The sequence below is a fragment of the Streptomyces sp. SID11385 genome (assembly GCF_010548245.1).
In the GTDB taxonomy this organism is placed as follows: Bacteria; Actinomycetota; Actinomycetes; order Streptomycetales; family Streptomycetaceae; genus Streptomyces.
Map to the genome: position 1 here is coordinate 1 of NZ_JAAGLR010000785.1, position 7,293 is coordinate 7,293.

At 72.5% G+C, this 7,293-nt stretch carries 6 protein-coding genes and 2 pseudogenes; 4 read left to right on the top strand and 4 right to left on the bottom strand.

The genetic code is table 11. The features are described from left to right. Positions 1 to 201: pseudogene (locus G3I42_RS24210) on the top strand (glycoside hydrolase family 3 protein); the annotation flags it as partial. 134 nt (positions 202 to 335) lie between these two features. On the opposite strand, the gene nagB reads toward G3I42_RS24210, so the two are convergent. Beyond that, the gene (gene nagB / locus G3I42_RS24215; RefSeq protein WP_164289260.1) at positions 336 to 1,121 is read right to left on the bottom strand and encodes a glucosamine-6-phosphate deaminase; all 786 of its coding nucleotides are present in this window, start codon (positions 1,119 to 1,121) and stop codon (positions 336 to 338) included. Between the two features lie 520 nt (positions 1,122 to 1,641). Between nagB and G3I42_RS24220 the strand changes: the two genes are divergently transcribed. Beyond that, positions 1,642 to 3,117 (top strand): PAS domain-containing sensor histidine kinase, encoded by a 1,476-nt coding sequence (locus G3I42_RS24220; RefSeq protein WP_164289268.1) that lies wholly within the window; start codon positions 1,642 to 1,644, stop codon positions 3,115 to 3,117. A gap of 397 nt (positions 3,118 to 3,514) precedes the next feature. Here G3I42_RS24220 and G3I42_RS24225 read toward each other — a convergent pair whose 3' ends face one another. Both G3I42_RS24225 and G3I42_RS24230 read right to left on the bottom strand, forming a co-directional pair. Continuing rightward, entirely contained in the window at positions 3,515 to 3,772 is a 258-nt protein-coding gene (locus G3I42_RS24225) for a WhiB family transcriptional regulator (protein ID WP_008745686.1), read from the bottom strand. A 319-nt stretch (positions 3,773 to 4,091) separates the two neighbouring features. Continuing rightward, entirely contained in the window at positions 4,092 to 5,060 is a 969-nt protein-coding gene (locus G3I42_RS24230; RefSeq protein ID WP_164289262.1) for a diacylglycerol kinase family protein, read from the bottom strand. Between the two features lie 581 nt (positions 5,061 to 5,641). Between G3I42_RS24230 and G3I42_RS24235 the strand changes: the two genes are divergently transcribed. Beyond that, positions 5,642 to 6,070 carry a hypothetical protein gene (locus G3I42_RS24235; protein WP_164289264.1) on the top strand — a complete coding sequence of 143 codons (429 nt, stop codon included), beginning with the start codon at positions 5,642 to 5,644 and terminating at the stop codon, positions 6,068 to 6,070. A gap of 143 nt (positions 6,071 to 6,213) precedes the next feature. On the opposite strand, the gene G3I42_RS24240 is transcribed toward G3I42_RS24235, so the two are convergent. After that, positions 6,214 to 6,768 carry a TetR/AcrR family transcriptional regulator gene (locus tag G3I42_RS24240; RefSeq protein WP_164289266.1) on the bottom strand — a complete coding sequence of 185 codons (555 nt, stop codon included), beginning with the start codon at positions 6,766 to 6,768 and terminating at the stop codon, positions 6,214 to 6,216. A 96-nt stretch (positions 6,769 to 6,864) separates the two neighbouring features. On the opposite strand from G3I42_RS24240, the pseudogene G3I42_RS24245 reads away from it, so the two are divergent. Further along, positions 6,865 to 7,293 (top strand): annotated as a pseudogene (locus G3I42_RS24245) (hypothetical protein); the annotation flags it as partial.

The following is a 7,293-nucleotide window of genomic DNA, read 5'->3' on the forward strand; positions in this document are numbered from 1 at the left end:
CTCGTCCTCGCCGTGCGCGACGCGCACCGCCACCCGTGGATGGCCGAGGCGCGCGACGCGCTGCTCGCCGCCCGCCCGGACACGGCGGTGGTCGAGATGGGCGTACCGCAGGAGGCCCCCGCGGGCAGCCCGTACGTCGTCACGCACGGCGCGGCCCGCGTGTGCGGCGAGGCGGCGGCCGAGGTCCTCGTGGGCGCCTAGGCGCTCCCGTACGCGTGCCGAAGGGCCCGGATTCCTTACGGGGGGAGGAATCCGGGCCCTTCGGCATGCGGTGACGGGGCCCGGCGGGCCGAGGCGGGCTCAGCCGCCCGGCCGGTCGCCGGTAGGGGCCGGGATCAGATGCCCTGCCAGTCCGGCTTAGCCGCCCACGTCGCGCGGAAGTACCCGGCGAGCTTGAGCTTCGAGGCCGCCGCCTCGTCCACGACGACCGTCGCGTGCGGGTGGAGCTGGAGCGCGGAGGCGGGCACGAGCGAGGCGACCGGGCCCTCGACGGACTGGGCGACCGCCTCGGCCTTGTTCTCGCCCGTCGCGAGGAGCACGAGGTGGCGCGCCTCCAGGATCGTGCCGATGCCCTGCGTGATGACGTGGTGCGGCACCTGGTCGATGTCGTCGTCGAAGAACCGCGCGTTGTCGACCCGGGTCTGCTCGGTGAGCGTCTTGATGCGGGTACGGGAGGCGAGCGAGGAGCACGGCTCGTTGAAGCCGATGTGCCCGTCCGTGCCGATGCCGAGGAGCTGGAGGTCCACGCCGCCCGCGTCCCTCAGCGCCTGGTCGTACGCCTCGCACGCGGCCTGCACGTCGGCGGCCGAGCCGTCGGGGCCGAGGAACGCGGAGGGGTCGAGCCCGAGCGGCTCCACGACCTCGCGCAGCACGACGGCCCGGTAGGACTCGGGGTGCCCGGCGGGCAGCCCCACGTACTCGTCGAGCTGCGCGATCCGCGCCCGCGCGACGTCCGCCTCGCCGGAGCGCACGAGGCCGGTGAGCGCCTGGTAGACGGGCAGCGGCGTCGACCCGGTGGCCACCCCGAGCAGGGCATCGGGCTTGCGCCGCAGCAGCCGCGCGATCGCGTCGGCGACAAGCCTGCCGCCGGCTTGCGCGTCCGGGACGATGACAACTTCCACGCTGGGGCCTGCCGATCTGAAAGAGACACGTGTGGTATAGACCAATTTATCAGACAGGGGACCGGGACTGAAGAGGCTGTCCGCATCGCGGGCGACATGGGCGATACGGGGACGGAACGGCTTCCCCCGGCCCTCGCGCGGGCGCCGCGCGCCCCGCCTCTCGATCCGTCGCGCGATCCGTTCCGCCGATTACCGCCGCCCAGGCATGGACAGCGGCGGGGTGCGCCCCTGAAAATGGTCTAGTCCGCGCCTCGCGCGGAAACGGCTTCCGCTCTCCCCGCACAGGAGGGCGGACCGGGGGCTCCGCGCTCTCTGCCCTGACCGCGCGGACTTCCCACAGGGCCACCGGGCACCGCACACCCGGGGGCTCGCGGTCCTCGCGTCCGCGAAGGGCGTGCGGGCACGCCTTCGGGCTGCGGTGCCGGAGGGGTCGAGGGTCCCCTCGCGGCGCCGCGGCCCCTGGGGACCGAGGGCGGCGCGCGTTGGCGCGGGGCCCGGGTACGCTCGCCGGGTGCCCTCCATGAACGACCTCGTACGCCGGCACACGGCGCTCAGCGACTCCGATCTCGAATGGCTCCACCTGCTGGTCTCGGAGTGGCAGCTTCTGTCCGACCTCTCCTTCGCCGACCTCGTGCTGTGGGTCCCGACCCGGGACGGCACGCGGTACGTCTCGGTCGCGCAGATGCGCCCGAACACGGGCCCCACCTCGTACCAGGACGACATGGTCGGCCACCTCGTGCCGCGCGGCCGCCGTCCCATGCTCGACATCGCGCTCGACGAGGGCCGCATCGTGCGCGAGGGCGACCCGGAGTGGCGCGAGGAGGTGCCGGTACGGGTCGAGTCGATCCCCGTACGCCGCGAGGGCCGCGTCCTCGGCGTCATCGCCCGCAACACCAACCTGCTCACCGTGCGCACCCCGAGCCGCCTGGAGCTGAGCTACCTCCAGAGCGCCTCCGACCTCGCGCAGATGATCGCGGCGGGCGCCTTCCCCTTCCCCGACCAGCAGGTCGACATGGACGCCTCACCGCGCGTCGGCGACGGGCTCATCCGCCTCGACGCCGAGGGCATGGTCCAGTACGCCTCGCCCAACGCCCTCTCCGCGTACCACCGGCTCGGCCTCGCCACCGACTTCGTCGGCGTGCACCTCGGCCAGGCGACCGCCGAACTCGCCCCGTCCAAGGGCCCCGTGGACGAAGCCCTCGTGAAACTCGCGAGCGGCTGGGCGCCGCGCGAGACCGAGGTCGAGGGAAATGACGCGGTCATTCAAATGCGCGCCATTCCGCTCAAACCCAAAGGCACGCACATCGGTTCTCTCGTCCTGCTCCGTGATGTGACGGAATTGCGCCGCCGCGAACGCGAGTTGATGACGAAGGACGCCACCATCCGGGAAATTCACCACCGGGTGAAGAACAATCTCCAGACGGTGGCGGCCCTGTTGCGCCTCCAGGCCCGCCGCATCGACTCCGAGAGCGGCCGGGCGGCGCTCGAAGAGGCGGTGCGCCGGGTGGGCTCCATCGCGATCGTCCACGAGACGCTGTCCCAGAACCTGGACGAGAAGGTCGAGTTCGACGAGATCGCCGACCGCGTCCTCACGATGGTGGCGGAGATCTCCCCCGGCAAGGTCGCCGGGCGCCGTACGGGCCGCTTCGGGATACTGGCCGCCGAGGTCGCGACGCCGCTCTCGATGGTCCTCACCGAGGTCATCCAGAACGCACTGGAGCACGGCTTCGGGCCCGCCGACACGGGCACGGTCGAGGTCGGCGCGGTGCGCGGCGGCGGTACGGGCAGGGACGGCCACCGGCTGCTCATCACCGTGCAGGACGACGGCGTGGGGCTCCCCGAGGGCTTCGACCCGCACCGCTCGGGCAACCTCGGCCTCCAGATCGTCCGCACCCTCGTGGAGGGCGAACTCGGCGGCACGTTCGACATGGTCGCGGCGCCGGAGCACGGGACGCGGGTCGTCCTGGACATCCCGGTGGAGGGCGACAAGGCGTGAACGAGGCCGCGCCGTAAGCGGGTTCACCCGTGAGTGGAGGTGCGGTGGGGGAGTGGTGTTGACGCGCGGGGCCGGGGGGCGGTGTTGACGTACGTACGTGCCCGGGGGCTTGCGGGGCACGGGTGTTGACCCGGGCACCGCGTGTGCGCGGGGGGCCGCGCGGCGCGGGCCGGCTGACGTGAGGGCTGACGCGTTCGGACAAGACGAAGGGCCCGGCCGGTCGTCGCTGACCGGGCCGGGCCCTTCGTCGTTCACGCTATGGGGGTCTTGCTGTGGGGTACCGCTTGCGGTGATCGCCTCAAGGGCGTCGACCGCGTACTGCGCGCTGCGGCTCGGGGGCGGGTCGTGCGTACACGCTGTACGCGCCGCCAAGCGCCAGGCTCTTGGGGGGCTTTGCTCAGGCGGTCGCGTTGCGCGCCCGGTTGCGAGCGGCGCGGCGCTTCATCGCGCGGCGCTCGTCCTCGCTGAGGCCACCCCAGACGCCGGAGTCCTGGCCGGACTCAAGCGCCCACTGCAGACACTGCTCGATAACCGGGCAGCGACGGCAGACGGCCTTGGCTTCCTCGATCTGCAGCAGCGCAGGACCGGTGTTGCCGATGGGGAAGAAGAGCTCGGGGTCTTCCTCGCGGCAAACGGCGTTGTGACGCCAGTCCATGGCTGCTACCTCTCCTTGGTATTACATGCACGTTGCTTGTGAATGTGAACGCTTTCACGAATCCCGCCCGAAGGAAGGGCCGAGCAGCCAGGTTCAACCCTGGCCGGGTCCTGATGAGGGAGGGATTCTGGCTCTCTGTGGGGGCCGCTTGTGGGGCCCGTCCCGATCGCCAAGTAGAGATTCCCAAACCTCCGGGCGGGATACAACCCCTTCCGGAAAGTTTTTTTTGATTCTTTGGTGTCGACTAGGTCACAGCCGTACTTCTATGGGGTGGATCGTGCTCTAAACGTTCGAGTGCAAGGTCTTTGCTTGCTTCTACTCACACAATCACACGCAGTGCACGGCGAACGCCTGTGAACGTCACGCTCGTGCGGAGCCCCAGGTGGTCACCGTCCATCTGAAAGGGCAGAGGGACCTTGGAATGCAAGGTGAACTCACTGAGATCGTGGAGCGACACCGCGTGTCGGCCCTGCGGCCCGCGCTCGGGCGAGGACCTGAGCAATTGCGTCCCGTACTTCGTGACGGCGGCGGTCGAGAGCCGGCTCAGGCCGAGCACGTCGAGCCCCGTGTCGAAGGAGGCCCCGGGGGAGGCGTAGAGCGGCTTGTTGCCCAGGTAGGTCCACGGGTTGGTGTTGCTGACTATCGACAGGACCAGGTCCTCGATGGGCTCCTCGCCGGCCCGCTCCAGCGTGATGCGGCCCGCCCGGCGCGAGGGTTCGTCGACGAACTGGCGGAGCAACTGCCGTACGTACAGGGCGTGGGTGGAGCGTTTGCCGCGTTCCCGCTTCTGTTCGACCCGGCCCACGACGCCGGCGTCGAACCCGAGGCCCGCGTTGAAAGTGAACCAGCGCGAGGGCACCGACTCGTCCTCGCTCCCACGCGTCCCCGAGGCGAGGCCGAGCCCGACCGTGCGTTCGGAGTGCTCGTGCAGCGCGTGCAGGATCGCCCCCGTCGCCTCCACGGGGTGGTTCGGCAGCCCGAGCGCCCGCGCGAAGACATTCGTCGAACCGCCGGGCACGACGGCGAGCCCGGGCAGCGACCCGGGGGCCGGGCCCCGGTGCAGCAGCCCGTTGACCACTTCGTTGACGGTGCCGTCGCCACCGAGCGCCACGACGAGGTCGATGTCCTCGGCCTCGGCCGCCTCCCGCGCCAGATCCCGCGCGTGCCCCCGGTACTCGGTGGTCACGGCCTCCAGCTTCATCTCACTGGCCAGCGCGTGGATCAGCACGTCGCGCGTGCGCGCACTGGTGGTGGTAGCCGCCGGATTGACCACGAGAAGAGCACGCATGACAGGCAGAGTACCCATCGGTAGCGCCAGCCGCGCCCACGCACCCGGGTCGGGGGGCGGGGGCGGGGGTGGAGGGAGGGGGAGGGGTGGGGTGGTGAGGGGGCTGTGGGGGTGGGCGGGGCGGGGTGGATGGACGGGGTGGGGTGTGAGGGGGGCTGGGGTGGGGTGCGACGGGGCTGTGGTGCGGGGACGGAGGTGGAGGGGGGTGCGGAGCTGGTGTGCGGAGTTGGGGGTCGGTGCCGGTGCTGGCTCGGTCCCGGTCTGATGCTGGCCCGATCCCGATCCCGATCCCGATCCCGATCCCGATCCGGGCTCGGCTCGGTTCCGCGCCGGGGTCGGCTCGGTTCCGCTCCGGGCAGGCTCGGTGCCCGCGCTGACTCGGTCCCGCTCCGGGGCTCGCTCGTTCCCCGGGGTGCCCCCGTCCGGCCCCGTTCCGCCCGGGCCGCACTCCGCTCGATCCCGGTTCCCGTGCCGGGAACTCCGCCGCCACCTCGCGCGTTGTGGGCCCCGGGGGGAGAAACCCCCATGTAAGGGACACCCCTAGGGGACACCCCCCATCCCCGCCCCGCTACCCTGGCACCGTGAGCAGCGAGCAGACCCCCACCGAACCCGCGCACCGCCCCCGGCGCCTCTTCCTCGCCACCCTCATCTGCGCGGCGGAAGCCCTCGCTCTCGTCGCGGGCGGCCTCTATGTCCTCGTCCGCGGGCTCGCGGGGTCGGGCGACGCGGGGGACACGGCCACGGTCGGCCTCATGCTCGTCGTTCTCGGCGCCATCCCGGGGATCGCCGCGCGCGGCCTGTGGCGCCTGCGCCGCTGGAGCCGCGGCCCGGCGGTCATCACGCAACTCATGGGCCTCCCGGTCGCCTGGACGCTGCTCCGGACCGACAGCATGTTCATCCCGGGCGGCATCGTGCTCGCCGCCGCCTCGATCGCGGGCCTCGTCTGCCTCCTCAACAAGGAGACGACCGCGACCCTCGGCATCCGCGCCCCGAGCGACGCCGCGTCCTGAGCGACGCCGCGTCCTGAGCGACGCCGCGTCCTGAGCGACGCCGCGTCCTGAGCGACGCCGCCCTGTCGAGCGCCGCCCTCGCCGGACGCGAGGCGCCCCCCCGTGCCCCTCGCGCGAGCCCCCCCACCTGGCCCGCAGCACCCCTACGGGAACACCCCCGCCGCCACCGCACGAAAGCACTCCACCGGATCTCTCCCGCCCAGCGCCGCATCCAGGCCGCCCGAGAGGGTCAGCGCCGCGAACCCGTGCGCGAGCGACCACGCCGCGAGACGGCGCCCCTCCTGCTCCCGCTCCTCGCCCCCGCGCTCCGCGACGCTCGACCGCAGCACGTCCGCCAGCCGCTCGCGCTCCGCGCTCAGCTCCGCGTCGTCCTCGTGCAGCAGCCCCGGCGTGAACATGACGCGGAAGTGCCCGGGATGCTCGCGCGCGAACCGTACGTACCCGGCGCCCCGGTCGAGCAGTCCCTCCTCGGCCCCGAGCGCGTCGGCGAGCAGCCGGTAGCCCTCGGTCGCCACCGCGGTGAGCAGCCCCGCGCGGTCGGTGAAGTGGTGCGCGGGCGCGGCGTGCGAGACCCCGGCCCGCCGCGCGAGCGCCCGCATGCTCAGCGCCTCGGGCCCCTGCTCCGCCAGCGTGTCGACCGCGGCCGTCATGATCGCCCGCCGCAGATCGCCGTGGTGGTACTGCTCGCGTTCGCTCATGCGGATACCCTGCCCGCCCCATCTGGCCATTGACAAGTTCCGCACCCGCTTGGCATCTTGACGTTGACAAGATGCCAAGCTGTACGGGGGTACGGGATGACGACGCGACCGCGGACGACGCACGACGACCTCCCGCCGGAACCCGCCCGGGTACGCCAGCTCTGGCACCTCCTGGAGCCCCTGCACGCGGTCGTCTACTACGCCCCCGAGTCCTACGCGGAGGCCGGGGCGCTGGGGCTCGGCACCGACGAGCGCTGGCCGCTCTACTTCGCGTGGCGCGCCGCTCCGCTCGGCGCCGTGCCCCCCGCCGTCCTGAGCGCCGTCTTCCACAGCTTCGAGCCGGGGATGGTCGAGCGCTACGCGACCGGGACGGGTGTGACGCCCGAGGAGGCCCTGGCCGGCCGGCTGCGCGCGGTGGACCGTACGTGGCGGGCCCTGCTCGGTGACGCCGTGGACGGCGCCGACCTCGCCGAGGCGGCCCGCCTGGCCCGTACCGCCGCGCAGGCCGCCGTCACCACGACGCAC